This is a genomic window from Streptomyces himastatinicus ATCC 53653 (assembly GCF_000158915.1).
Classification (GTDB): domain Bacteria; phylum Actinomycetota; class Actinomycetes; order Streptomycetales; family Streptomycetaceae; genus Streptomyces; species Streptomyces himastatinicus.
In genome coordinates this window covers 6758375-6781570 of record NZ_GG657754.1, presented here as the reverse complement: position 1 = coordinate 6781570, position 23196 = coordinate 6758375, and the positions used below count along the sequence as shown (strand labels likewise).

The following is a 23196-nucleotide window of genomic DNA, read 5'->3' as shown; positions in this document are numbered from 1 at the left end:
CACCTCTCGGGGGATCGCCAGTTGGTCTAGTGGGGGCGGTGTCCGTCGGGCACCCGCTCGACGAACGGCGCCAGCAGCCGCGGTACCGCGGTCTCGGCGAGGGCGATTCCCTGGCTTTCGGTCACGTCGTGGACCTTGTACACGCCGTCGCCCGCGGAGGTGGTGGCGCCGAGGGTGAGCAGCCCCTTCCGGCGCTGGAACGCGGACCGGGTGATGGTCCAGCCGATGATTCCGTCGCGCTGGAGGGCGGCGGTGCGGCGGGCGAACGTACCGCTGGAGGCGACCAGATAGCGGCCGCGGATGCCATGGCCCAGGCTCCGGTACGCGCTGAGCGCGAACCCGATGAGGATCGGCATCACCACCGCACCGGAGAAGATGCCCGTGACGATCAGCCACGAGCCGAGCCACACGCCGAGGCCGATCTGGATGGCGATGATCAGGGCCGTCCAGAGGAGGGCGCGGTTGACCCGGCGCCACATGGCGGCCTGCGGGTGCCGGGTGAGCCCCTGGCGTTCGATGAGGCCGGGGCCCACCGGCAACGTCTCGGCGGCGACCCGCAGGGCCTCGCCGCGCGGGACGGGCGGGGTGAGGCCGCGGCGCCTGCGGTTGTCCTCCAGGTTGCCCAGGCCGCTGGCGACGGCGTTGAGCTTGGCGCCCTTGGCCCAGCGCAGCGGGATCGGCTCGACCAGTTCGAGGCCGCGCAGCCGCTGTTCCTCGATGCTGACGGAGCGGGTGGCGAACAGTCCGCGGCGGACCCGGAGGATTCCGCCGTCCTCGCGCCGCAGTTCGTAGCCGTACCAGTTCTCGACGAAGGTGGCGGTGGAGCCCGCCATGCCGAGGGCGACGAGGACGACGACGCACACCAGGATTCCGTACCAGAGGGGGACGGAGCCGAAGCGGTTCTGGAGGTCCTTGACGATGCCCCATTCGAGCGGGTCGACCTGCATCTCGTGCAGGGTGCGGTACACACTGCTGGCGGCGATGAGGACACCGCCGACGCCCCAGACGGTCAGCGGGCCGTAGCGCAGCCAGGACCAGTCGAGTTCGCAGAGGGGGCCGTCGCTGTCGGCCACCGGCCGGGCCTGGCCCGCGTCGCGCAGCTCGATGATGCGGCGGCGCAGCTCGCGGGCGTCGGCCCGGGTGATGCCGTCGAGCGAGAACCGGCGGCCCGCGCTGTCGCTCTGCTCCCCGGTGTCGAGGCGCAGCGTGGTGAGGCCGAAGAGCCGGTGGACCGGGTTGGCGGTCATGTCGACGCCGCGGATGCGGGCGACGGGGATCGAGCGCCGGCTGCGGAAGACCAGGCCCGAGTGGAGTTCGAAGCGCTCCTCGGTGAGCCGGAAGCGGGTGGTGAACAGCCGCATCAGCCCGATGCCGCTGATGACCAGGAAGGTCACGAACAGCGAGCCGAGGGTGATGATGATCTGGAGGTTGGTCTTGCCGCCGGTGAGCGCGAGGCTGGCGAAGAACATGGCCAGCGGGGCGGCGAGGATGGACAGGTTGACCAGGAGCAGCCGACCGTTCAGCCGCTCCCAGTCACGGCCCGCCGCGTGGGCGGGCCGCCGCACATCGGTATCGGCCATCATGTGGCGTCTCCCGGTACGGCCTGGGTGGTCCTGGTCAGGTACTCGACCAGATCCCCCGCGATCTTGTGGTCGATGCCCTTGATCTTCACCGCCGCCGCGGAGGAGGCGGTGGTGACCGTGATGCCGGAGAGGCCGAACATCTGCTGGAGCGGGCCGCGCAGGGTGTCCACCGTCTGGACGCGGGACAGCGGGACGACCCGCCACTGCTGCCACAGCCACCCGGAGGCCGCGTACACGGCCTCGTCGGTGGCCTCCCAGCGGTGCACCCGGTAGCGCCAGGCGGGCATGACCGCCACGTAGAGGATCCCGGGGACCAGCGAGATCAGCGTGGCCCACATGAAGAACGTCCGCGTGGGGGGAATCGAGGCCCACAGGATGCCGAAGGTGAGCGGCAGGGGCAGGGCGAAGAGTGACGACTGGAGTGTCCACCAGCCGAGAGCACGGCGGTCGACCCGGTGGCGAGGAGGCCGGAGCCTCACGTTGTCGTTGTGTTCCACTGCTTCACCCTGTTCCTGCGTCAGACGTCGTCGCGCCTGCCCCGTCCGGGACTGGTGGACCATGAAACCAGGCTCGGTTCAGACCGAGGCGCCGCTGGTGACCGGCTCGGCCGACTGGCCGCCCGTGGTGTCGCCGTCCTTCAGCTTGCGCATCTTGACGAGCAGGACGGCGGTACGGGTCAGCACCATGGCCAGCGACATGAAGACGAACGCGTTGGCGTAGGTGTCCTGGCCGCTGATCTTGTAGTCGATGGAGAACTTGACCAGGTCCATGGTGAACCAGTGCTCGGCGCCGTAGGCGAAGATGATGCGCCCGCTGGAGAGGACGATCCACACCAGGGCGTAGCCGATGCCACCGATGGTGTACAGCTCGCCGGAGGAGGAGTCCTTGAAGGCGGGCAGCAGGACACCGGCGATCAGCCCGCAGATGACGCCGGTGCCGACGCCGAGGAGCTGGAGGGACAGGTCGTTGCCCTTGGTCGGGAACGATTCGACGAAGATCGCGATGACCACGGCGACCGCGATGACCGAGCGCGCCATGCGCATCGTGGTGATGCGGCGGCGGCCGATGTCGGTCGCGAGGATGATGATCAGAATCGTGCCGCTCGCGATGAGCGCTGACATGAACTGACTCATCTGTGGCATAGGTGACCTTCTTTCAAGCCAGGGGGACGAGGTGCTTCGTGGCTTGACACGTGCTGTCTAACCGATACCAACGCTAGAAGCGGAACGCGTGCCACGGGACGACCGAACGGTGGGTTCCCCCTGTCAACCGTCCGGTGGACACGGTGGACACGCGTGGTAGTACTGAGCCCGTGCGCACTCACTCTCCGGGGGAGGAATCGGCGACCGGCGCGTATTACGGTCCCGAGTCCGGAACCCGCTGGTTCGGCCTGTGGGACGGCTTCTTCGCCGTCTCTTATCTCGTCACCGCGACCCTGCTGCTGCTCTCCGGCGGCTCCCAGCCGCTCGCCGCCGTGGCGATCGGCTCATTGACGCTGACGGTCCCCTGGTACGCGGCGCTCGGCCGTGCCCTGATGATCGAGGACACCTACGGGCCGCGCAACCTGGTCTACGCGATCGGGTTGGTGGCGCTGTTCTCCGTCACCACGGCGTTCAACCTGGTGGGTGCCTTCGCGCTGTTCGCGGTCATCCCGATGCTGATCATGAGCCTGCCGATGGGGTGGGCGGTCGCGATGGCCACGACCGCCAATCTGTGCCCCGTCCTGGTGGTGGCGGTCAGCGGTGAGGCGCTGGGCCTGAGCGTGTGGGGCGTGCTGCCCGTCTCGCTGCTGAGCATCGCGCTCTCGGTGCTGCTGGGCCTGTGGATCAAGCGGGTGGTGCGGCAGAGCAAGGAGCGCGGGCTGCTCATCGAGGAGTTGCGGCGCAGCCGGGAGCGGGTGGCCCGGCTGTCCCACGAGGCCGGTATCTCCGCCGAACGCGAGCGGCTGGCCCGGGAGATCCACGACACCCTCGCGCAGGGCCTGACCAGCATCATCAGCCTCGTCCAGGCGGCGGAGTCGGAGGTGCACGGCGCACCGGACCAGGCGGTGAACCATCTGTCGCTGGCCGGGCGGGTGGCCAAGGAATCGCTCGCCGAGGCCCGTGACTTCGTGGCCGCCCTCACCCCGCCCGCGCTGCGCGGCGGCTCGCTCGTGCAGGCGGTGCGCCGTCAGGCGGACGGGCTGATCGCCGAGACCGGCCTGGAGGTGCGGTGCTCGGTCATGGGCGAGGAGCAGCCCATGCCGATGGCGGTCAGCGTCGTCCTGCTGCGCTCGGTGCAGGAGGCGATCGCGAACGTCCGCAAGCACGCCGAGCAGGCCCGTACGGTGGATGTGATCCTGGTCTTCGACGAGTCCGGCGTCCGGCTGCTGATCCGCGACGACGGCGAGGGCTTCACCCCGGACGGCACGCAGGAAGGGTACGGACTGCGCGGGATGCAGGCCCGGATGGAGGAGATCGACGGAATGGCGTCCATCACCAGCAGCCCCGGACGGGGCACCACCGTCGAGGTGAAGGTGCCGGCGACGGCGCTGACCGGGGAGGCAGTGAATGGCTGACCAGGAGATCCGGGTCCTGCTCGCGGATGACCATCCCGTGGTGCGGGAGGGTCTGAGCGCCATGCTGGAGTCCGCCGACGGCATCACCGTCGTCGGACAGGCCGGTTCGGGCGAGGAGGCGGTCGTCCAGGCGATGGCGCTGCGGCCGGACATCATCCTGCTGGACCTGCGCATGGGCGGGATGGACGGGGTCGAGGCCACCACGCAGATCCTGCGGAAGGCGCCCGCCTGCAAGGTCGTCATCGTGACCACGTACGAGGACGACTCCGACATCCTGCGCGCGGTCGAGGCGGGCGCCGCGGGCTATCTGCTGAAGGGCAGTTCACGTCAGGAGCTGATCGGCGCCGTACAGACCGCGGCGCGCGGCGAGACGGTGCTCACCCCGTCCCTCGCGGGCAAGCTGCTGCGTACCCGGGTGGCCGAGCCGTCGCCGCTGTCCGGCCGTGAGTGCGAGGTGCTGCGGCTGGTCGGCCAGGGGCTGACCAACGCCGAGATCGGCGCCAAGCTGTTCGTGGCCGAGGCCACGGTGAAGACGCATCTGCTGCGTTCGTTCAAGAAGCTCGGCGTCTCCGACCGCACGGCGGCCGTGATGACGGCCATGGAGCGCGGACTGCTGTCCTGAACCGCCCGCTGCCCTGACCGTGGCTATACGGTGCCCGTCAGGCTGCTGTCGGAGAGCTTGGCGGGCAGGTCACGGCGGCGCTTGACGTTCAGCTTGCGGTAGATGCGGGTCAGGTGCTGCTCCACCGTGCTGACGGTGACGAACAGCTTGGAGGCGATCTCCCGGTTGGTGTTGCCGTGCGCGGCCAGCAGCGCGACCCGCACCTCCGCCTCCGTCAACGCCTCCACATCGCGCTGCGGTTCGGCGTCGCCGCCGCCCGGCTGGACAGGGGTCGGGGCGAGTTCGCCGGAGTCCCCCTGCCGGGGCATCAGCTCCCGGCACAGCGGCTCGGCACCGCAGGTCTTGGCCACGTGCCAGGCCTTGCGGACGAAGACCCGGCCCCGGTTGAAGTCGCCCAGCGCACGGTAGGCGCGGCCCAGTTCACCGAGGGCGATGGCGAGCTGGATGCGGTCGTCGCCGCCCTCCAGCACCTCGACGGCCTCCTTGAGCCGGGGCAGCCGCCGCCTGAGCTGGTCGGTGCGGGCCAGGACGACCAGCAGCCCACCGCGCAGCCGGGCCTCACCGGCGCCCCGGCGCAGCTGTTCCTCGGCGAGGGAACGGGCCTGGGCGGGGTTGCCGAGGGCGAGCCACGCCTCGGCGGCGTCCAGCCGCCACGGCGCCAGCAGGGGCGTGTCCATGCGCCAGGACTCGGCCAGCTCCCCGCAGGCCTGGAAGTCGCCGAGGGCGGCGTGGTAGCGGCCGGTGGCCAGGTGGCAGCGGCCGCGGGCGCGCAGGTAGTACATCCCGGGAACGGTGCGGAAGAGCCCGTCGGGGAGGGGCTGTTCGAGCAGCGCCATGGCCTCGTCGTGGTGGCCCATCCCGGTCTCGGCCTGGATCAGCGCGGACAGCAGCAGGCCGAGACCCACGCCCCAGCCCGGGGCGGGGATCTGCGCCAGGGCGCTGCGCGCCTGGTGCGCGGCGACCTGGAGGTCGCCCTGGCGCAGGGCGATTTCGGCCCGTACGGCGGACAGCATCGCCTGCCAGGCGGGGACGCTGCGGGAGGAGCATTCGCCGAGCAGCCGTTCGCACCAGGACAGGGCGAGGTCCAGGCGGTCGACGACGACGAGCGCGTACAGGGCGATGACCAGCGGCTGGAGGGTGTTGTCGCCGAGGTGGTAGCGCTGGAGGACGCGTTCGGCCTCGATGACCGCCTGGTCGGCCCGGCCCTCGGTGAAGGCGGCGGACAGGGTGGCGGCGGCGTGTGCGTGGGCGAGGTCGGCCACGTCGTGCGGGGATCCTGTGGTCTTCGCGGCGCCCGCGCCGAGGGTGGGGAGGCGGTCGCGCAGCGGCGGGCTGAGCATCGTCAGCCACTGGACGGAGGCCGAGAGGGCGGCGCTCATCGCGGGGTCGCCGCCGTCGGTGGCGCCGGGGCCCGCCGTGCGGTTCAGCGCGGTGATGGCGTCGGCGGCCGCGTCGAGCCGTCCCGACCAGGCGAGGTACGAGGTGATGGGGGCGATGTCGCGCGGGGCGAGCCAGCCCTTCTCGGCCTCCTCGGTGAGCGACGGCAGATACCCCTCGGCGACGGCCGGGCCGACCCGCCAGGCGACGCTGACGAGCCGCGCCTTGAGGGCGGTGCGGGTGGGCCCCGGCTCGCATACATGGTGGGCGTGTTCGAGGCAGCGGAGCGCGACGTCGGTTTCCTTCTGCAGCAGCGCGTATTCGGCGGCCTCGCGCAGGACGGGCACGGTCCAGGGCTCGCCGTCCTGGCGGGCGCGGACCAAGTGGCGGGCGACGTCGAGCGCGGAGGCGCCGTCGGCGTGCAGCAGCCGGGCGGCCCGGGCGTGCAGATCGTGGCGGAGGGCGGCGGGGGCCGCGTCGAGCACGGCGGTACGGGCCACCTCGTCGCGGAACCGGCCGTGTTCCAGGATCCCGCACTCGTGCAGGTCCTGGACGCCCTGTTCGACCGTGCCGGCGTTCAGGTCGAGGAGGCCGCTCAGGGACCGCGGGGAGCGGCCGTCGCCGAGGACCGCGACACCGCGGGCGATCGCCGCCACATCGGGCTCGCCGCGGTACAGACAGCCGAGGACGGCCTGGGCGAACGCCTCGCCGGGCGCGGGGCGCTGGAGGGCCTCGCCGTGTTCGCCCCCGGCCCGCCAGTCGTCCAGCAGGGCGCGCAGCAGCAGCGGATTGCCGCCGGAGAGGCGGTGGCATTCGGGGGCGAGCCGGGAGGCGACGGGGGCGGACAGGGTGTTCGACAGCGCCTCGGCCACGCCCGCCTCGGTGAGCATCGGCAGCCGCATCCGCACGCAGTTGGGCTGGCGGAGCAGTTCGGCGTGGAAGGTCAGCTGCTGCTGGCGCAGCCGGGGGGATTCGGTGAGGACGATGAGAACCCGCGCCTGGCGGACCCGGCGGGCGAGGTGGAGCAGGAATTGCAGGGAATGGTCGTCGCCGCAGTGCACATCGTCGACGGCGATGACGAGGGTGCGTTCGTCGACCAGCCGCAGCAGCACCGAGGAAATCTGGGACATCACGTGCATGCGCGCCGCGGCGGTACTCTCCGGACCGATGTCGGAAAGCAGGGTGACCGCCTCGGAGCGGACGTCCGGCGGCATCGCGGCGTTATCGAAAATCTTCCGGAGAATACCGAAGGGCAGTTCACGTTCGGCCCGTGAACCGGTCACTTCGAGGAGCAACGCACCGCTCTCGATTGCCTGTTCGGCAAAGCTGTTCAGCAGCCGGGTCTTCCCACTGGCCACCGCGCCACTGACGAGCGCCAGCCGGCCTCTGCCCTGTGTGGCGCCGTGCAGCATTTCACGCAGGACGGAGAGGCGGCTCTCCCATTCGAAAAGATTTGCGGGCACAGTATTCATCCCCCGGTGAAGCATCACGTGATGCCCTCGGCCGGTCGCCGGTCGGCGCCGAGGGCATGAATCGCGCTGATACGAATCGGCCGGGTCAGGGCCTCGATACCGAAAGCGTGCCGGACACGAGACTCGTGATCTCCGCTTGATGGTTGGCCAAGAAGAAGTGACCCCCGGGGAACACCCTGATGTCGAACGCGCCGGTGGTGTGCGACCGCCACGCCTCCGCCTCGTCCCGGCTGGTCCTGGGGTCGCTGTCGCCGGTCAGCACGGTGATCGGTGCGCGGACGGCGGCGTCGGGCTCGGAGCGGTAGGTCTCGATCGCCTTGTAGTCGCCGCGAATCGCGGGCATCACCATGCGCAGGATCTCCTCATTTCCGAGGACCCGTGCGTCGGTTCCGCTCAGCACCTTCATTTCGCGCACGATGCCGTCGTCATCACGCCGGTGCACATTCTCGTCCCGGTAACGGGACGGCGCCCGGCGGCCCGAGGCGAAGAGGGCGACCGGGGTGAACTCCGGATCGGCCGCCTCCAGCCGGCGCGTCACCTCGAACGCGAGGACGGCGCCCATGCTGTGGCCGAAGAAGGCGATCGGCAGATCGAGCCAGGGCTTCAACTCCGCGGCGATGGCGTCCGCGTACTCGCCGATGTTTTCGATCCGCGGGTCGAGACGCCGGTCCTGACGCCCCGGATACTGAAGGGAGAGGACGTCGACAGTCGGCGAAAGCGCCTGGGACACCGGGAAGAAGAACGACGCCGAACCCCCGGCGTGCGGCAGACACACCAGCCGCACACGGCTGTCGGGTGCCGGATGGAACCGTCGTATCCAGACGCTGTCTTCTTGCTGAGCACCCATGTACGTGAAAAGTCTTTCCCTCATCGTTCGCCGTCGCGACAGCCGCTCAACACACCGTCACGCACCAGAAGATGACGCGCCGGAAGATGTGCCGTAAGAGGCTGCCCCTAAGTGTTCTAACACGACAAATGATGTAGGGGGCACCCCTAATGCGTGGGGTCACCCCCACGAGTGGGGTCCTGGAGCGCGCGCTGCTGCCGCGCGCCCCCCGCGAGCGCCTCCGCCAGGTCGTCCAGCGCCTCCACCAGCAGCTCGGCACTGCGCACCGCGACCCCCTGCCGCTCCCCGGCGCGCTCCTGCCAGTGCTCCAGCGACTCCTGTACGGCGGTCCAGTCCAGTGGCCGCCGCTCCCGTACCGCCTCCACGGCCTTCGGAACCGCCGTCCGCAGCGCCGCCGCGAACTCCCCGGCCTCCGGCGACGGGGCCGCGTCGCGGTCCGGAAGGTGTGCCTCCAGCAGCATGGTGACCCGGCCCGCGGTGGACAGCGCGGTCTGTGCCGCCTGCGCCGCCCGGGGGCCGAGCCCGCGGTGGCGCACCGGTTCCCGGCGGGCCCGGCCCTCCAGTTGCTCGTACTCACTGCGGGCCGCCCGCTGGTCCAGCAGCGCCTCCCGCACCTGGCGGGGGCGGCGCTCGGCGGGGCGGGCGTGGGCGTCGAAGACGGCGATGGCGTACCGGCCGCCCGCGGTCAGCCAGTCGGCCAGCCGGTCGCGCAGCAGCGGGGTCTCCCAGGCGGGGAAGACCACGTACGAGGCCATCGCCATCAGCCCGCCCAGCAGCGTCAGCGCCACCCGCGCCTGAACGGTCTGGCCGACCTCCGCGCCCGCGATGCCGAGCAGGAAGACCACGTACGCGCTCACGCACAGCGAGGCCACGATGAAGCCGGTGCGCAGCAGCATGAACATGAAGGCCGCGCACACCACGGCCAGCGTGGCGCTCACATACGGGTCCGGGTGGGCCAGCGTCACCACCAGCCCGCCGATCAGGACCCCGGCCAGGGTGCCGAAGAAGCGGGCCACCCCGCGCGAGAAGGTCTGGCCGAAGTCCGGGCGCAGCACCATCACCGAGGTCAGCGGCGCCCAGTAGCCGTGGCCGAACGGCAGGACGGCGCCCAGCAGATAGCCGCCGACCGCCACCACGGTCAGGCGCACAGCGTGCCGCAGGATGCGCGAGTCCCAGCGGGCCTCGCGGCGCAGGGCGCGCAGCGCCACCGGCACCAGGCCGGGGACGGTGGGGCGGGGCAGATGGCGGCGGTCCTTGGTGCCCTCGGAGGTCACCGCCTCCACCCGCTCGTCCGAGGACTCCACGACGTCGTTCACCAGGGCCATCAGCTTCAGCGCGGCGCGGCGGGCCGCGCCGTTGAGCATCGGGCCGCTCTCCGGCACCTCCAGCACAGCCATCGCCTCGGGCGGCAGCCGGACCGGCCTGCTCCGGCGGACGGCGTGGGCCACCGCGTCCAGCACGGTGGCGGTCGCGGCCAGCAGCTCGCGCACCCGGTCGCGCTCGGGCCCGAGCATCGGGGCGCCGACCACCGGGTCGGCCATCGAGGCGAGCACCGGCCGGATCCGCTCGGCCAGCAGCCGGTAGCCGCGCAGCTGGCTCGGGCGCCGCTTCGCCGCGCGCGGGGTGACGGCGGCGGCGCTGCGGGCGTCCATCAGCGGCTGCGGATCGAACGGCGCCTGCGGATCGTGGCGCAGCCGCCGGGCGTAGTCGGCCACCCCGGCGAGCGCGTCCGCGAGGGCGTCGCGCTGCACGCCCCAGGGCCGCACCGGGAAGAGCACGATCAGCGCGGCCTGGACGACCCCGCCGACCCCGATCAGCGCGGCGTGCTCCAGGGCGCCGAGCACCGAGGTGGGGAGGGTGACGGTGACCAGCATCACCGCGACCATCTGGGTCGACACCAGCCCGGAGACCGGGCCGACCGCCCACGACATGCCGGTCAGCAGCGTCCACACGGCGAGCATCACGACGAAGGTGGCGATGTGGGCGGCGGCCAGATAGCCGAGGAAGGTGGAGACCGCGAGCAGGGACGCCGCTGCCAGCGCCAGCTCCGGGCGGGGGCGCCAGCTCTTCTGGAAGATGGCGATCCCGGCGGAGAACGCGCCGAACGCCGACGACACCGCGAGGGTCGGCGAGCCGAACCAGAGGGTCAGCCCCACGACGATCGCCACACCGCAGGCGCCACGGACCGCGACCAGCGGCTCCAGCCGGATGCGCTCGATCGTCAAACCCGCTTGGGCCGTCTGCTTCAGCGCGTGTGACCAGCTCATACGGCGAGACTACGACCTTGATCTGCAAGCGAGGAACCGGCCGTCTTAGGCCGATTCCTCGCTTTCCCGCCCTTTCGGCCGCGTCAGCCCTCGGGTGTTGCGCAGTCCACATCGAGCAGTTCGATGGGCCGGCTCGCGTCGAGGTCGACGTACGCGGTGAAGGAGCTGGGCGAGCCCTGGCCCCAGTACGTGGTGATCGTCGCCCAGCCGACCCGTGCCGACTGAGCCGTGGTCACCTCGCCGACCTCGATGTCCCGCGGCTCGTTCTGCGCGCACAGCAGCAGGTCGTAGTCGGGGGTCTGGGCGATCCGCTCCTTCAGCTGGTCGGAGACCAGGTTCTCGCGCTCCCAGGGGCGCGGCCCGTGGTTGCCGTAGAAGCCCTCCAGGAAGTGGTGGATCTCCTCGGCGGTGAAGCGGCCGTTCGGATCGGTCTTCTTCACGCCGTGCGGGGCGGCGGTGGCGGGTGCGCCCGCGGCCAGCACGAGCCCGAGGCCGAGCGCGGCCGCTGCCGCGGAGCAGCGAAGGGTGCGAAGCATAGGAGATCCCCCTGAATGTGGTCGTGTGCCCATTGTTCGGGCGAACACTCAAGAAGACCTACACCAGGGGTGGATGGTTGTGCTGTGACACGCGCGCGTCCCCCGCCGGTCGGGGACCGGCGGGGGACGTGACAGTCAGCGATCAGTGGTTCTTGGGGAAGCCCAGGTTGATGCCGACCTCTTCCGACGGCTCCGGCCAGCGGGTGGTGACGACCTTGCCGCGGGTGTAGAAGTGCACCCCGTCGTTGCCGTAGATGTGCTGGTCGCCGAAGAGCGAGTCCTTCCAGCCGCCGAAGGAGTGGTAGCCCACCGGCACCGGGATCGGCACGTTGATGCCGACCATGCCCGCCTCGACCTCCAGCTGGAAGCGGCGGGCGGCACCGCCGTCGCGGGTGAAGATCGCGGTGCCGTTGCCCCACTTCGAGGAGTTGATCAGCTCGATGGCCTCGTCGTACGTCTCGGCGCGGACCACGCACAGCACCGGGCCGAAGATCTCGTCACGGTAGGCGTCGGCGGTGGCGGGGACCTTGTCCAGCAGCGAGACACCGATGAAGAAGCCGTCCTCGTGGCCGTCCACCGTGTAGCCGGTGCCGTCCACGACGACCTCGGCGCCCTGGGCGGCGGCCCCGTGGACGTAACCGGCGACCTTGTCCCGGTGCTCCTTGGTGATCAGCGGGCCCATCTCGGAAGACGGGTCGTTGCCGGGGCCGATGCGGAGCTTGGCGGCGCGGTCGGCGATCTTCTTCACCAGCTCGTCGCCGATGTCGCCGACTGCGACGACGACGGAGACCGCCATGCAGCGCTCACCGGCCGAGCCGTAGGCCGCGTTGATCGCGTTGTCCGCGGCGAAGTCCAGGTCGGCGTCGGGCAGCACCAGCATGTGGTTCTTGGCGCCGCCGAGCGCCTGCACCCGCTTGCCGTGCTCGACGGCCTTGGCCTGGATGTACTTGGCGATCGGAGTGGAGCCGACGAAGCTGACCGCGGCGACGTCCGGGTGCTCCAGCAGCCGGTCCACGGCCACCTTGTCGCCGTTGACGACGTTGAGCACACCCTCCGGCAGCCCCGCCTCGGCCGCCAGCTCGGCCAGCCGGTAGGACGCCGACGGGTCCTTCTCGCTGGGCTTGAGGACGAAGGTGTTGCCGCAGGCGATGGCCACCGGGAACATCCACATCGGCACCATGGCCGGGAAGTTGAACGGCGTGATGCCCGCGACGACACCCAGCGGCTGGCGGATCGAGGAGACGTCGACGCCGGTGGAGACCTGCGTGGACAGCTCGCCCTTGAGCTTCTCGGCGATGCCACAGGCCAGTTCGACGATCTCCAGACCGCGGGCCACCTCGCCGAGCGCGTCCGAGTGCACCTTGCCGTGCTCGGCGGTGATCAGCTCGGCGATCTCGTCGCGGTGGGCGTCCAGCAGCTCGCGGTACTTGTAGAGGATCGCGGTGCGCTTGGACAGCGAGACGGTGCCCCAGGACCGGTACGCCGCCTTCGCGTCGGCGACGGCCGCGTCGACGTCCTCGACCGAGGCGAGGGCGACCCGGGTGTCCTGGGCACCGGTGGCGGGGTTGTACACCGGGCCGTGGTTGCCGGACGTGCCCTCGACGGACTTTCCGCCGATCCAGTGGTTGACGGTCTTCATGGGTACGGAGCCTTTCTCTCGAAAAACGTCAGAGGTGGCGGCGGCGGCCTGCGGCGTGCCGGTCGTACTCCTCGCGGGCCTTCACGGCAGCCGGTCGGGTCGCTGTCTCGGCTACGGGCACATCCCACCACGCCTGTGCGTCGGGTGCGCCCGACACTGTGTCGCCCGTTTCGGTCTCCACATAGACACATGTGGGACGGTCCGAGGCGCGGGCCGCCGCGAGCGCCTCCCGCAGCTCGGCCACGGTCGCGGCGCGCAGCACGTCCATGCCGAGCGAGGCGGCGTTCGCGGCCAGATCCACCGGGAGCGGATCGCCGGTGTACATGCCGTCGGCGGACCGGAAGCGGTAGGCGGTGCCGAACCGCTCGGCGCCGGTGGTCTCCGACAGACCGCCGATCGAGGCGTAGCCGTGGTTCTGGAGGAGGACGATGTTGATGTTGATGCCCTCCTGGACCGCGGTGACGATCTCGGTCGGCATCATCAGGTACGTACCGTCCCCGACCAGCGCCCACACCGGGGTGTCGGGGGCCGCGAGCCGTACGCCGATGGCGCCCGGGATCTCGTAGCCCATGCAGGAGTAGCCGTACTCCAGGTGGTACTGGCGGGGCGAGCGGGCCCGCCACAGCTTGTGGAGGTCGCCGGGGAGCGAGCCCGCGGCGTTGATCACCACGTCGTCGTCGCCGACCGTCGCGTCCAGCGCGCCCAGCACCTGGGTCTGGGAGGGGCGCGCGGAGGGGTCCTCGGCGGCGTACGCGGCGTCCACCAGCCGCTCCCACCGGGCCTTGCCGGTGCGGTACTCGGCCTCGTACGTCTCGTCGACCCGGTGACCGGCCAGCTCGGCGGTCAGCGCCTCGAGACCGGCGCGGGCGTCGGCGACCAGCGTGGTGGCGGCCAGCTTGTGGGCGTCGAAGCCGGTGATGTTGAGGTTGAGGAACCGGACGTCCGGGTCGGCGAAGAGGGTCGCGGAGGCGGTGGTGAAGTCGCTGTAGCGGGTGCCGACCCCGATGATCAGGTCCGCGGTGCGGGCCAGGTCGTCGGCGACGGCCGTGCCGGTATGGCCGATGCCGCCGATGTCGGCGGGGTGGTCGTGGCGCAGCGACCCCTTGCCCGCCTGGGTGGAGGCGACCGGGATGCCGGTGGCGTCGGCGAACGCCTTCAGCGCGCCCTCGGCCTCGCTGTGGTGGACGCCGCCGCCCGCGACGACCAGCGGGCGCCGGGCGGCACGGATCGCCTGCGCGGCGGCGGTGGTCTCGGCGTGCTCCGGGGCGGGGCGGCGCACCCGCCACACCCGGTCGGCGAAGAACTCCTCCGGCCAGTCGAACGCCTCGGCCTGCACGTCCTGCGGCATGGCCAGGGTGACCGCGCCGGTCTCGGCCGGGTCCGCGAGCACCCGCATCGCGGCGAGCGCGGCCGGGATCAGCGCCTCGGGGCGTACGACGCGGTCGAAGTAGCGGGAGACCGGGCGCAGCGCGTCGTTGACGGACACGTCGCCCGCGTACGGCACCTCCAGCTGCTGGAGGACGGGGTCGGCGGGCCGGGTCGTGAAGACGTCGCCGGGCAGCAGCAGCACCGGCAGCCGGTTGACGGTGGCCAGTGCGGCGCCGGTGACCAGGTTGGTGGCGCCGGGTCCGATGGAGGTGGTGACGGCCTGGGCGGCGAGCCGGTTGGACTGGCGGGCGTAGCCGACGGCGGCGTGCACCATGGCCTGTTCGTTGCGGCCCTGGAGGTACGGCATGGTGTCCTGCCCGGCCTCCAGCAGCGCCTGGCCGAGCCCGGCCACATTGCCGTGGCCGAAGATGCCCCAGGTGGCGTTGATCAGACGGTGCCGCTGCCCGTCCCGCTCGGTGTACTGGTGCGCCAGGAACTCGACCAGGGCCTGGGCGACGGTGAGGCGGCGGGTGGTCATCGGGCGTCTCCTGCGGGAGCTTCAGGGGCTTCGTACAGCGGAAGGCGGGAGTCGACGGGCTGGTCGGGCCAGGTGGAGCGGATCCAGCCGTGGTCGGGGTGGTCGCAGATCAGCCAGGCGCGCTCCTCGCCGGGGCCCGCCATGACGTTGAGGTAGTACATGGCGTGGCCGGGCGCGGCGATGGAGGGGCCGTGCCAGCCGTCCGGGATGAGGACGGCGTCACCGGAGCGGACCTCGGCCAGCACATCGGTGTTGCGGCCGTGGCCGGAGGGCGAGACCCGCTGGTAGCCGACGCCCTCGTTGCCGTGGGCCTCGGCGATCTCGAAGTAGTAGATCTCCTCCAGCTCGCTCTCCTCGCCGGGGCGGCACTCGTCGTGCTTGTGCGGCGGGTACGAGGACCAGTTGCCGCCGGGGGTGAGCACCTCGACGGCGATGAGCTTGTCGCACTCAAACACGCCGGCGGCGCCGAAGTTGTTGACCTGGCGCGAGCAGTTGCCGGTGCCGCGCAGTTCGACGGGGACGGCGGAGGCGGGTCCGTAGCGGGCAGGCAGCCGCCGCTCGCAGCGGGCGCCGGTGAGCGCGAAGCGGCCCCCGGCGCCGCTGGCGATGGTGGCGTGGGCGTCGCGCGGGACGTACGCGAAGTCGCTCACCCCGCTGAACACGCTTGTCCGGCCGTGGAGTTCGAAGGTCTCGCCCTCGGTGATCACCGTGCAGCCGCCGCTGAGCGGCAGCACGATCCACTCGCTGTCGCCGGTGGCCAGCTGGTGCGAGCCGCCGGGCGGCAGGTCGAGCACGCGCAGGCTGGAGTAGCCCCAGCCAGCCCGCCCGGGATCGATGTCCAGCGCATACGGGCCGTCGGCCGCCTTACCGGCCTGCACATGGAAGCCAAGGGAAGGTTCGTTGGTGGTCATGGCGTCAGTGTTTCCTCCGGTTCCGGGGCCGATGCAGAGCGGGCCGATTCAGCTGCGGGCCGATTCAAGGGCCACCTCACAGCAGGCCGACGGCGGTGTCCACGGCGGTCTCCACGCTGCCCTCCGCCGGGTAGAGCAGCGAGCGGCCGACAACCAGGCCCTGGACGGTGGGCAGCCGCAGCGCCTTGCGCCACTTCTCGTACGCCCCCTCCTGGTCCTTCCCCACCTCGCCGCCGAGCAGCACCGCGGGCAGCGTGCTCGTCTCCATGACGGCGGCCATCTCGTCCGGGTCCTCGGTGACCGGCACCTTCAGCCAGGTGTACGCGGAGGTCCCGGCGAGCCCGGAGGCGATCGCGATGGACTTGGTCACGGCCTCGGCGCTCAGGTCGTTGGAGACCCTGCCGTCTATCCGGCGGGAGATGAACGGCTCGACGAACACCGGCAGCCGCCGCTCCGCCATCTCGTCGATGGCGCGGGCCGTGGTGAGCATGGTGTTGAGCGACCCGGCGTCGTCGTAGTCGACCCGCAGCAGCAGCTTTCCGGCGTCGAAGCCGAGCCGGGCGATGTCCTGGGGGCGGTGGCCGGTGAAGCGGTCGTCCAGCTCGAACGAGGCACCGGCCAGCCCGCCGCGGTTCATCGAGCCCATGACGACCTTGCCGTCGAGGGCGCCGAGCAGCAGCAGGTCCTCCAGAATGTCGGCGGTGGCCAGTACGCCGTCGACGCCCGGGCGGGACAGCGCCACGCACAGCCGCTCCAGCAGATCGGCCCGGTTGGCCATGGCCAGTTTGTGCCCGCCGACGGCGAGGGCGCCGCGCGCCGGGTGGTCGGCGGCCACGATCATCAGTCGGCCGCTGTCGCCGATCAGCGGGCGGCGGACCCGGCGGGCGGCCGCCTCGGCGATGGCCTCCGGGTGGCGGCTCCGCACCGTCACGAGGTCGGAGATGCTGATGCTCAAAGCAGGGTCCTCTCTTGTTTGAGGCTCGGTGGCGAAGCGGGCGCACCGCGTCGCTATTGGCTGAGCAGGGCGTCGACCTCGGCTTCCGTCGGCATCGCTGAGGAGCAGGCGAGGCGGGACGCGACGATCGCGCCCGCGGCGTTGGCGTAGCGCATGATCCGCTCCGGGTCCCAGCCCGCCAGCAGCCCGTGGCACAGGGCGCCGCCGAAGGCGTCGCCCGCGCCGAGGCCGTTGACGACGTCGACCGGGACGGGCGGGACCTCGGTGGAGGTGCCGTCGCGGTGCACGGCGAGGACTCCCTTGGGGCCCTGTTTGACGACGGCCAGCTCGACCCCCGCGTCCAGCAGGGCCTGGGCGCAGGCCTGCGGCTCCCGTACACCGGTGGCGATCTCGCACTCGTCCACGTTGCCGACGGCGACGGTGGCGTGGCGCAGGGCCTCGGCGTAGAAGGGGCGCGCCGTCTCCGGGTCCTTCCAGAACATGGGGCGCCAGTCGAGGTCGAAGACGGTGATGCCGCTCTTGGCGCGGTGGGCGAGCGCGGTGAGGGTGCTGCCGCGGCTGGGCTCCTCGCTGAGGCCGGTGCCGGTCATCCAGAAGATCCGGGCGGCGCGGATCGCGTCGAGGTCCAGCTCGTCGGGGTGGATCTCCAGGTCGGGGGCCTTGGGGCGGCGGTAGAAGTAGAGCGGGAAGTCGTCGGGCGGGAAGATCTCGCAGAAGGTGATCGGGGTCGGGTAGTCCTCGACCGGGGTGACGAAGCGGTCGTCCACGCCGAACCCCTGGAGTTCCTGGTGGATGTACTCGCCGAAGGGGTCGGCGCCGGTGCGGCTGATCACCGCGGAGCGGTGGCCGAACCGGGCCGCGGCCACCGCGACGTTGGTCGCCGAGCCTCCCAGGAACTTTCCGAATGACTCGACCTGCGGCAGCGGCACTCCGGTTTGCAGCGGGTAGAGGTCCACTCCGATGCGGCCCATCGTGATCAGGTCGTACGGCTCACTCATGCGTGCCCCTTCGGGAAATTCGGGAAAGACGCAGCTCAGGGTTGTCGTGCGCGAACACCGGGTCCCGCCCGGCCCCTTCAGGTCTAGACGCGCGCACAGCCCCGTGTCAAGCATTTGTCATTACATTCGGACGTAACCACGAGAGCCGCTCTGGGACGCGTTATGGTCTCGTTACGTCCAGATGAAATGTTGTCATGACAAACCCTTGACAGGCAGTGGCCGTGAGGAGTTGGCTCCCCCTCATGCAACGGCTGTGTTAACACCGGACCTGGCTTGAGAGGTGCTGGAACAGATGGACCTCAGATTCGACCGACGCAGCAGGGCGGGACTCGCCACCATCGCCGTCGTCACGGTTCTCCTCGCAACGGGGTGCAGCAGTCAAGGCGGCAAGAAGGCCCAGGACTCCGCGGACGACATCTCCGCGGGCAAGGCCAACACCCCCCGGATGAAGATCGCAATGATCACCCATGCCGCCCCGGGTGACACCTTCTGGGACACGGTCCGCAAGGGCGCCAAGGCGGCCGCGGCCAAAGACAACGTCGAACTGGTCTACTCCAGCAATCCCAACGGCGGCGACCAGGCCAACCTCATCCAGAACGCGATCAACCAGAAGGTCGACGGCATCGCCGTCACGCTGGCCAAGCCCGGCGCGATGAAGGGCGCGATCGCCAAGGCCGAGAAGGCCGGGATCCCCGTCGTCGGCTTCAACTCCGGCCTGGAGGACTGGAAGTCCCAGGGGCTGCTCGAATACTTCGGCCAGGACGAGAACCTCGCCGGTCAGGCCTTCGGCAAGCGCCTCAACCAGATGGGCGCCAAGCACAACATCTGTGTCATCCAGGAGCAGGGCCATGTCGCCCTGGAGGCCCGCTGCGCGGGTGTGAAGAAGACCTTCAAGGGCAAGACGGACACCCTCTACGTCAACGGGACCGACATGCCCTCGGTCAAGTCCACGATCTCCGCCAAGCTCAAGCAGGACTCGAGTATCGACTACGTCGTCACGCTCGGCGCGCCGTTCGCCCTGACCGCCGTGCAGTCCGCCAAGGACGCGGGCGGCAAGGCCAAGGTCGCCACCTTCGACCTCAACAAGGACCTCATCGCCGCCGTCAAGAGCGGGGATGTGCAGCTGGCGGTGGACCAGCAGCCCTACCTCCAGGGCTATCTGTCCGTCGACTCCCTGTGGCTCTACAAGAACAACGGCAACTTCAGCGGCGGCGGCGAGCAGCCCGTGCTGACCGGACCCGCGTTCGTCACCAAGGACAACGTGGAGAAGATCGCCAAGTTCGCGCAGAAGGGCACCCGGTGATCCGGCCATGACCCAAGCCGCCCCACCCGCCGCCGCCACGCCACCGGCCTCCCCGGCGGCGGCCCCCAAGAGCCGCACCGCCGAACGCTCGCTGGCCCGCCGGGCGCTCGCCCGGCCCGAGATCGGCGCCCTGGTCGCCGCCGTCGGCGTCTACATCTTCTTCTTCGCCGTCGCCCCGACCTTCCGCCAGGCGGACTCGTTCGCCACCGTGCTCTACCAGGGCTCCACCCTGGGCATCATGGCGCTCGCCGTGTCCCTGCTGATGATCGGCGGCGAGTTCGACCTGTCGGCCGGTGTCGCCGTCACCTCCTCGGCGCTGGCCGCGAGCATGCTCAGCTTCCAGCTCACCGCCAACGTCTGGGTCGGCGTCGGGGTAGCCCTGGTCATCTCGCTCTCGGTTGGCCTGATCAACGGTCTGCTGCTGATCAAGACTGGGCTGCCCAGCTTCCTGGTCTCGCTCGCCAGCTTCCTGATGCTCCAGGGCCTCAACCTGGCCATCACCAAGCTGCTGACCGACAACGTCGCCACCAACGCCATCAACGACATGGACGGCTTCGAGTCGGCCAAGGCGGTCTTCGCCTCCGAGGTCACGGTCTTCGGCGTCGATGTGAACATCACCGTGTTCTACTGGCTGGCCTTCGCGGGCCTCGCCACCTGGGTCCTGCTGCGCACCAAGTTCGGCAACTGGATCTTCGCGGCCGGCGGCTCCAAGGAGAGCGCCCGGGCGGTCGGCGTCCCCGTGAACCTCACCAAGATCGCCCTCTTCATGACCGTGGGCTTCGCGGCCTGGTTCGTCGGCATGCACCTGCTCTTCGAGTACAACACCGTGCAGGCCGGTGAGGGCGTCGGCAACGAGTTCTACTACATCATCGCGGCGGTGATCGGCGGCTGTCTGCTCACCGGCGGCTACGGCTCCGCGATCGGCGCGCTCCTCGGCGCGTTCATCTTCGGCATGGTCAACCAGGGCATCGTCTACGCCAACTGGAACCCGGACTGGTTCAAGTTCTTCGTCGGCGTGATGCTGCTGCTCGCGACGCTCGTGAATCTGTGGGTGCGCCGTCAGGCCGCCAGGAGGTGATGGGAATGACCACCAACGACCTCACGAAGCCCACCCCCGCCGCGGAGGGCACGACGGAGCCGGTCGTCCAGCTCAAGGGCGTCGGCAAGCTCTACGGCAACGTCCGGGCCCTGGAGGGCATCGACCTCGACGTCCGGCCGGGCCAGGTGACCTGCGTCCTCGGCGACAACGGCGCCGGGAAGTCCACCCTCATCAAGATCATTTCCGGGCTGCACCAGCACGACGAGGGCGAGTACGTCGTCGACGGCAAGCCGGTGCGGCTGCACAACCCGCGGGAGGCCCTCAACCTCGGCATCGCCACCGTCTACCAGGACCTGGCCACGGTGCCCCTGATGCCGGTGTGGCGGAACTTCTTCCTCGGCTCCGAGCTGACCCGCGGCCCCTGGCCCATCCGGCGGCTCGACATCGAGCGGATGAAGGAGACCACCCAGACCGAGCTGTCCGCCATGGGCATCCACCTGGACAACCTGGAACAGCCCATCGGCACCCTCTCCGGAGGCCAGCGGCAGTCCGTGGCCATCGCGCGGGCGGTGTACTTCGGCGCCAGAGTGCTGATCCTGGACGAGCCCACCGCGGCGCTGGGCGTCAAGCAGTCGGGCGTCGTCCTGAAGTACATCGCGGCGGCCCGCGAGCGGGGCCTGGGCGTCATCTTCATCACCCACAACCCGCACCACGCGTACATGGTCGGCGATCACTTCTCGGTGCTGAGACTCGGCGCCCTGGAGCTGAACGCCGCCCGGGACGACGTCAGCCTGGAGGAACTCACCAACCACATGGCCGGCGGCACCGAGCTGGCCGCTCTCAAGCACGAACTCGCGCAGGTGCGCGGGGTCGATGTGGAGGAGCTTCCCGAGGTCGTCAACAGCCCCTCGACCTGACATGCCGGCCCTCTCGCCCTGACATTCCGGCCCTCTGGACCTGACATCCCGACCCTCCCGGCCTGACATTACGTCCGAATGTCCTGACGAAGTCTTGACGACCCCCGGCCCGGCCCGTAAAGCTGCCCAAAACAGCATGAAACGCGGGCCCCGACCACCACCGCGAGCAAGCGACCCGCACTGCCCCCTTCCCCGGTCTTCGCGACCGGCGAGAGGAGACCCTCTTCCATGACTGCCGCCGCCTCCCCCGTACCCGCCCTGGACCGCATCCGGGTCGGCTCGGCCCCCGACTCCTGGGGGGTGTGGTTCCCCGACGACTCGCAGCAGGTCCCCTGGCAGCGCTTCCTCGACGAGGTCGCGGAGGCCGGCTACGAGTGGATCGAGCTGGGCCCGTACGGCTATCTGCCGACCGACCCCGCCCGGCTCACCGAGGAGATCACCCGCCGGAACCTCACGGTCTCGGCGGGCACGATCTTCACCTCCCTGCACCGCGGCCCCGAGGTCTGGGACGCCACCTGGGAGCACGTCTCCCAGGTAGCGGAGCTGACCAGGGCCATGAACGCCAAGCACCTCGTGGTCATCCCCTCTTTCTGGCGCGACGACAAGACCGCCGAGATCATCGAGCCGCCCGAGCTGACCGCCGAGCAGTGGCGCCACCTGTCCACCGGCATGGAGCGCCTCGGCCGTGAGGTACGCGAGCGCTTCGGGCTCGACATCGTCGTCCACCCGCACGCCGACACCCACATCGACGGCGAGGAGAACGTGGCGCGCTTCCTGGACGCCACCGACTCCGACCTGGTCAACCTCTGCCTGGACACCGGCCACTACGCCTACTGCGGCGGGGACAGCGTCAAGCTGATCGAGACCTACGGCGAGCGCATCGGCTACCTCCACCTCAAGCAGGTCGACCCGGAGATCCTGGCCGACGTGGTCAAGAACGGCGTGCCGTTCGGCCCGGCCGTGAAGCGCGGAGTGATGTGCGAGCCGCCGAAGGGCGTTCCGGAGCTGGAGCCGGTCCTGGCGGCCGCCCAGAAGCTGGACGTGGACCTGTTCGCCATCGTCGAGCAGGACATGTACCCCTGCCCGCCGGACCAGCCGTTCCCGATCGCCGAGCGCACCCGCCGCTTCCTGCGCTCCTGCGGCGCCTGACCTTCCGCCTCCCTCGCTCCCTTCGATCCCCTTCGATCCTCCGAACGAGCAGAAAGAGAAGAGAGACACCTATGACCCAGCAGGGCACGCTCGGGATCGCCGTCATCGGGACCGGCAAGATGGGCGCCGACCACGTCCGCCGCATCAACGACGTGATCAGCGGCGCCCGGGTGGCGGCCGTGGTGGACATCGACGAGGCGCGCGCCAAGGCCGTCGCCGATCTGTCCGAGGGCTGCCAGGCGTTCACCGACCCGGCCGCCGCCATGGCCGCGCCGGGCGTGGACGCGGTACTGATCGCCTCGCCAGGACCCGCCCACGAGGCCGCGCTGCTCAGCGCGTTCGAGCACGATCTGCCGGTGCTGTGCGAGAAGCCGCTGACCCCGGACTCGGAGTCCGCGCTGCGGGTGCTGGAGGCCGAGCAGCGGCTCGGTCACCGCCGCGTCCAGGTCGGCTTCATGCGCCGTTACGACACCGAGTTCATGAAGCTCAAGACCCTGCTCGCCTCCGGTGAGCTGGGCCGCCCGCTGCTGATGCACTGCCGCCACCGCAACGCTTCGGTGCACTCGTACTTCACCACCGAGATGCTGATCAACGACTCGGTGGTGCACGAGATGGACCAGTCGCGCTGGCTGCTGGAGCAGGAGATCGCCAACGTCACCGTGCTCAAGCCGACCCCCAACTCGAACGCCCCCGAGGGTCTGGCCGACCCGCAGCTGGTGATCTTCGAGACCACCGGCGGAGCGATCGTCAACGTCGAGATCTTCGCCAGCTGCGGCTTCGGCTACCAGGTCCAGGCCGAGGCGGTCTGCGAGCGCGGCACCGCGCGCGTCGGCGACGCCCACGGCATGCTCGTCAACCGCCCCGGCACCTGGGGCGGCGAGATCGCCCCCGACTTCGTGGCCCGCTTCGAGGAGGCGTACGACCGCGAGGTGCAGGCCTGGGTCAACGCCACCAAGCGCGGCGAGGTCGAGGGCCCGAGCGCCTGGGACGGCTACGCCGCGGCCGCCGTCTGCGAGGCGGGGGTGCGGGCGCAGGTCACCGGCGAGCGCACGCCCGTCGACATGATCGTGCGCCCGGCCTTCTACGCCTGACGCTCCCGGGCGCGGGCCGGTCGCCGC

The 23196-nt window shown here is 70.6% G+C and carries 19 protein-coding genes; 7 read left to right on the top strand and 12 right to left on the bottom strand.

What is annotated here, in order from left to right; genetic code table 11:
* Window positions 1-26: 26 nt before the first annotated feature.
* The 3 genes from SSOG_RS28990 to SSOG_RS28980 form a co-directional block, all read right to left on the bottom strand.
* Window positions 27-1583 (bottom strand): PH domain-containing protein, encoded by a 1557-nt coding sequence (locus SSOG_RS28990; protein WP_106516471.1) that lies wholly within the window; start codon window positions 1581-1583, stop codon window positions 27-29.
* Entirely contained in the window at window positions 1580-2080 is a 501-nt protein-coding gene (locus SSOG_RS28985) for a PH domain-containing protein (RefSeq protein WP_009717819.1), read from the bottom strand. The genes SSOG_RS28990 and SSOG_RS28985 overlap by 4 nt, the downstream gene beginning before the upstream one ends.
* Before the next feature lie 78 nt (window positions 2081-2158).
* On the bottom strand, window positions 2159-2704 hold the full coding sequence (locus tag SSOG_RS28980) for a hypothetical protein (protein ID WP_009717818.1): 546 nt from the start codon (window positions 2702-2704) through the stop codon (window positions 2159-2161).
* Between the two features lie 191 nt (window positions 2705-2895).
* Between SSOG_RS28980 and SSOG_RS28975 the strand changes: the two genes are divergently transcribed.
* On the top strand, window positions 2896-4140 hold the full coding sequence (locus tag SSOG_RS28975) for a sensor histidine kinase (protein WP_063631601.1): 1245 nt from the start codon (window positions 2896-2898) through the stop codon (window positions 4138-4140).
* Window positions 4133-4762, top strand: coding sequence for a response regulator transcription factor (locus SSOG_RS28970; RefSeq protein ID WP_009717816.1), 630 nt, complete (start codon window positions 4133-4135; stop codon window positions 4760-4762). Before SSOG_RS28975 ends, SSOG_RS28970 begins: the two co-directional genes overlap by 8 nt.
* Before the next feature lie 23 nt (window positions 4763-4785).
* On the opposite strand, the gene SSOG_RS28965 is transcribed toward SSOG_RS28970, so the two are convergent.
* From SSOG_RS28965 to iolC, 9 genes are all read right to left on the bottom strand, one after another.
* Window positions 4786-7611: a helix-turn-helix transcriptional regulator gene (locus SSOG_RS28965; protein ID WP_039938943.1), complete on the bottom strand. Its 2826-nt coding sequence runs from the start codon at window positions 7609-7611 to the stop codon at window positions 4786-4788.
* An 85-nt stretch (window positions 7612-7696) separates the two neighbouring features.
* The gene (locus tag SSOG_RS28960) at window positions 7697-8458 is read right to left on the bottom strand and encodes a thioesterase II family protein (protein WP_009717814.1); all 762 of its coding nucleotides are present in this window, start codon (window positions 8456-8458) and stop codon (window positions 7697-7699) included.
* A 146-nt stretch (window positions 8459-8604) separates the two neighbouring features.
* A complete protein-coding gene (locus tag SSOG_RS28955) occupies window positions 8605-10725 on the bottom strand; it encodes an FUSC family protein (RefSeq protein WP_009717813.1) in 2121 nt (706 codons plus the stop codon).
* An 83-nt stretch (window positions 10726-10808) separates the two neighbouring features.
* Complete coding sequence (locus tag SSOG_RS28950; RefSeq protein ID WP_009717812.1) at window positions 10809-11261, bottom strand: hypothetical protein; 453 nt, start codon at window positions 11259-11261, stop codon at window positions 10809-10811.
* Window positions 11262-11403: 142 nt separating this feature from the next.
* Window positions 11404-12900, bottom strand: coding sequence for a CoA-acylating methylmalonate-semialdehyde dehydrogenase (locus SSOG_RS28945; protein WP_009717811.1), 1497 nt, complete (start codon window positions 12898-12900; stop codon window positions 11404-11406).
* Window positions 12901-12928: 28 nt separating this feature from the next.
* Complete coding sequence (gene iolD / locus SSOG_RS28940; protein WP_009717810.1) at window positions 12929-14806, bottom strand: 3D-(3,5/4)-trihydroxycyclohexane-1,2-dione acylhydrolase (decyclizing); 1878 nt, start codon at window positions 14804-14806, stop codon at window positions 12929-12931.
* The gene (iolB, locus tag SSOG_RS28935; protein ID WP_009717809.1) at window positions 14803-15717 is read right to left on the bottom strand and encodes a 5-deoxy-glucuronate isomerase; all 915 of its coding nucleotides are present in this window, start codon (window positions 15715-15717) and stop codon (window positions 14803-14805) included. Before iolB ends, iolD begins: the two co-directional genes overlap by 4 nt.
* Window positions 15718-15793: 76 nt before the next feature.
* Window positions 15794-16672, bottom strand: coding sequence for a Cgl0159 family (beta/alpha)8-fold protein (locus SSOG_RS28930; protein WP_009717808.1), 879 nt, complete (start codon window positions 16670-16672; stop codon window positions 15794-15796).
* A 53-nt stretch (window positions 16673-16725) separates the two neighbouring features.
* Window positions 16726-17670 (bottom strand): 5-dehydro-2-deoxygluconokinase, encoded by a 945-nt coding sequence (gene iolC / locus SSOG_RS28925; RefSeq protein ID WP_009717807.1) that lies wholly within the window; start codon window positions 17668-17670, stop codon window positions 16726-16728.
* A 292-nt stretch (window positions 17671-17962) separates the two neighbouring features.
* Here iolC and SSOG_RS28920 point away from each other — a divergent pair, with 292 nt between their 5' ends.
* From SSOG_RS28920 to SSOG_RS28900, 5 genes are all read left to right on the top strand, one after another.
* On the top strand, window positions 17963-18973 hold the full coding sequence (locus SSOG_RS28920; RefSeq protein WP_039941895.1) for a sugar ABC transporter substrate-binding protein: 1011 nt from the start codon (window positions 17963-17965) through the stop codon (window positions 18971-18973).
* A 7-nt stretch (window positions 18974-18980) separates the two neighbouring features.
* A complete protein-coding gene (locus SSOG_RS28915; protein WP_009717805.1) occupies window positions 18981-20051 on the top strand; it encodes an ABC transporter permease in 1071 nt (356 codons plus the stop codon).
* 5 nt (window positions 20052-20056) lie between these two features.
* Entirely contained in the window at window positions 20057-20929 is an 873-nt protein-coding gene (locus tag SSOG_RS28910; protein WP_039938942.1) for an ATP-binding cassette domain-containing protein, read from the top strand.
* A gap of 228 nt (window positions 20930-21157) precedes the next feature.
* Complete coding sequence (locus tag SSOG_RS28905; protein ID WP_009717803.1) at window positions 21158-22078, top strand: sugar phosphate isomerase/epimerase family protein; 921 nt, start codon at window positions 21158-21160, stop codon at window positions 22076-22078.
* 71 nt (window positions 22079-22149) lie between these two features.
* A complete protein-coding gene (locus tag SSOG_RS28900) occupies window positions 22150-23169 on the top strand; it encodes a Gfo/Idh/MocA family protein (protein ID WP_009717802.1) in 1020 nt (339 codons plus the stop codon).
* The last annotated feature ends 27 nt before the right edge of the window (window positions 23170-23196 follow it).

Bases quoted from the DNA above. Each gene is read 5' to 3' on its own strand.
- SSOG_RS28990 (WP_106516471.1), bottom strand. From the start codon at position 1,583: ATGATGGCCGATACCGATGTGCGGCGGCCCGCCCACGCGGCGGGCCGT.
- SSOG_RS28980 (WP_009717818.1), bottom strand. From the start codon at position 2,704: ATGTCAGCGCTCATCGCGAGCGGCACGATTCTGATCATCATCCTCGCG.
- SSOG_RS28970 (WP_009717816.1), top strand. From the start codon at position 4,133: ATGGCTGACCAGGAGATCCGGGTCCTGCTCGCGGATGACCATCCCGTG.
- SSOG_RS28965 (WP_039938943.1), bottom strand. From the start codon at position 7,611: ATGAATACTGTGCCCGCAAATCTTTTCGAATGGGAGAGCCGCCTCTCC.
- SSOG_RS28960 (WP_009717814.1), bottom strand. From the start codon at position 8,458: ATGGGTGCTCAGCAAGAAGACAGCGTCTGGATACGACGGTTCCATCCG.
- SSOG_RS28955 (WP_009717813.1), bottom strand. From the start codon at position 10,725: ATGAGCTGGTCACACGCGCTGAAGCAGACGGCCCAAGCGGGTTTGACG.
- SSOG_RS28950 (WP_009717812.1), bottom strand. From the start codon at position 11,261: ATGCTTCGCACCCTTCGCTGCTCCGCGGCAGCGGCCGCGCTCGGCCTC.
- SSOG_RS28945 (WP_009717811.1), bottom strand. From the start codon at position 12,900: ATGAAGACCGTCAACCACTGGATCGGCGGAAAGTCCGTCGAGGGCACG.
- iolD (WP_009717810.1), bottom strand. From the start codon at position 14,806: ATGACCACCCGCCGCCTCACCGTCGCCCAGGCCCTGGTCGAGTTCCTG.
- iolB (WP_009717809.1), bottom strand. From the start codon at position 15,717: ATGACCACCAACGAACCTTCCCTTGGCTTCCATGTGCAGGCCGGTAAG.
- iolC (WP_009717807.1), bottom strand. From the start codon at position 17,670: ATGAGTGAGCCGTACGACCTGATCACGATGGGCCGCATCGGAGTGGAC.
- SSOG_RS28920 (WP_039941895.1), top strand. From the start codon at position 17,963: ATGGACCTCAGATTCGACCGACGCAGCAGGGCGGGACTCGCCACCATC.
- SSOG_RS28915 (WP_009717805.1), top strand. From the start codon at position 18,981: ATGACCCAAGCCGCCCCACCCGCCGCCGCCACGCCACCGGCCTCCCCG.
- SSOG_RS28910 (WP_039938942.1), top strand. From the start codon at position 20,057: ATGACCACCAACGACCTCACGAAGCCCACCCCCGCCGCGGAGGGCACG.
- SSOG_RS28905 (WP_009717803.1), top strand. From the start codon at position 21,158: ATGACTGCCGCCGCCTCCCCCGTACCCGCCCTGGACCGCATCCGGGTC.
- SSOG_RS28900 (WP_009717802.1), top strand. From the start codon at position 22,150: ATGACCCAGCAGGGCACGCTCGGGATCGCCGTCATCGGGACCGGCAAG.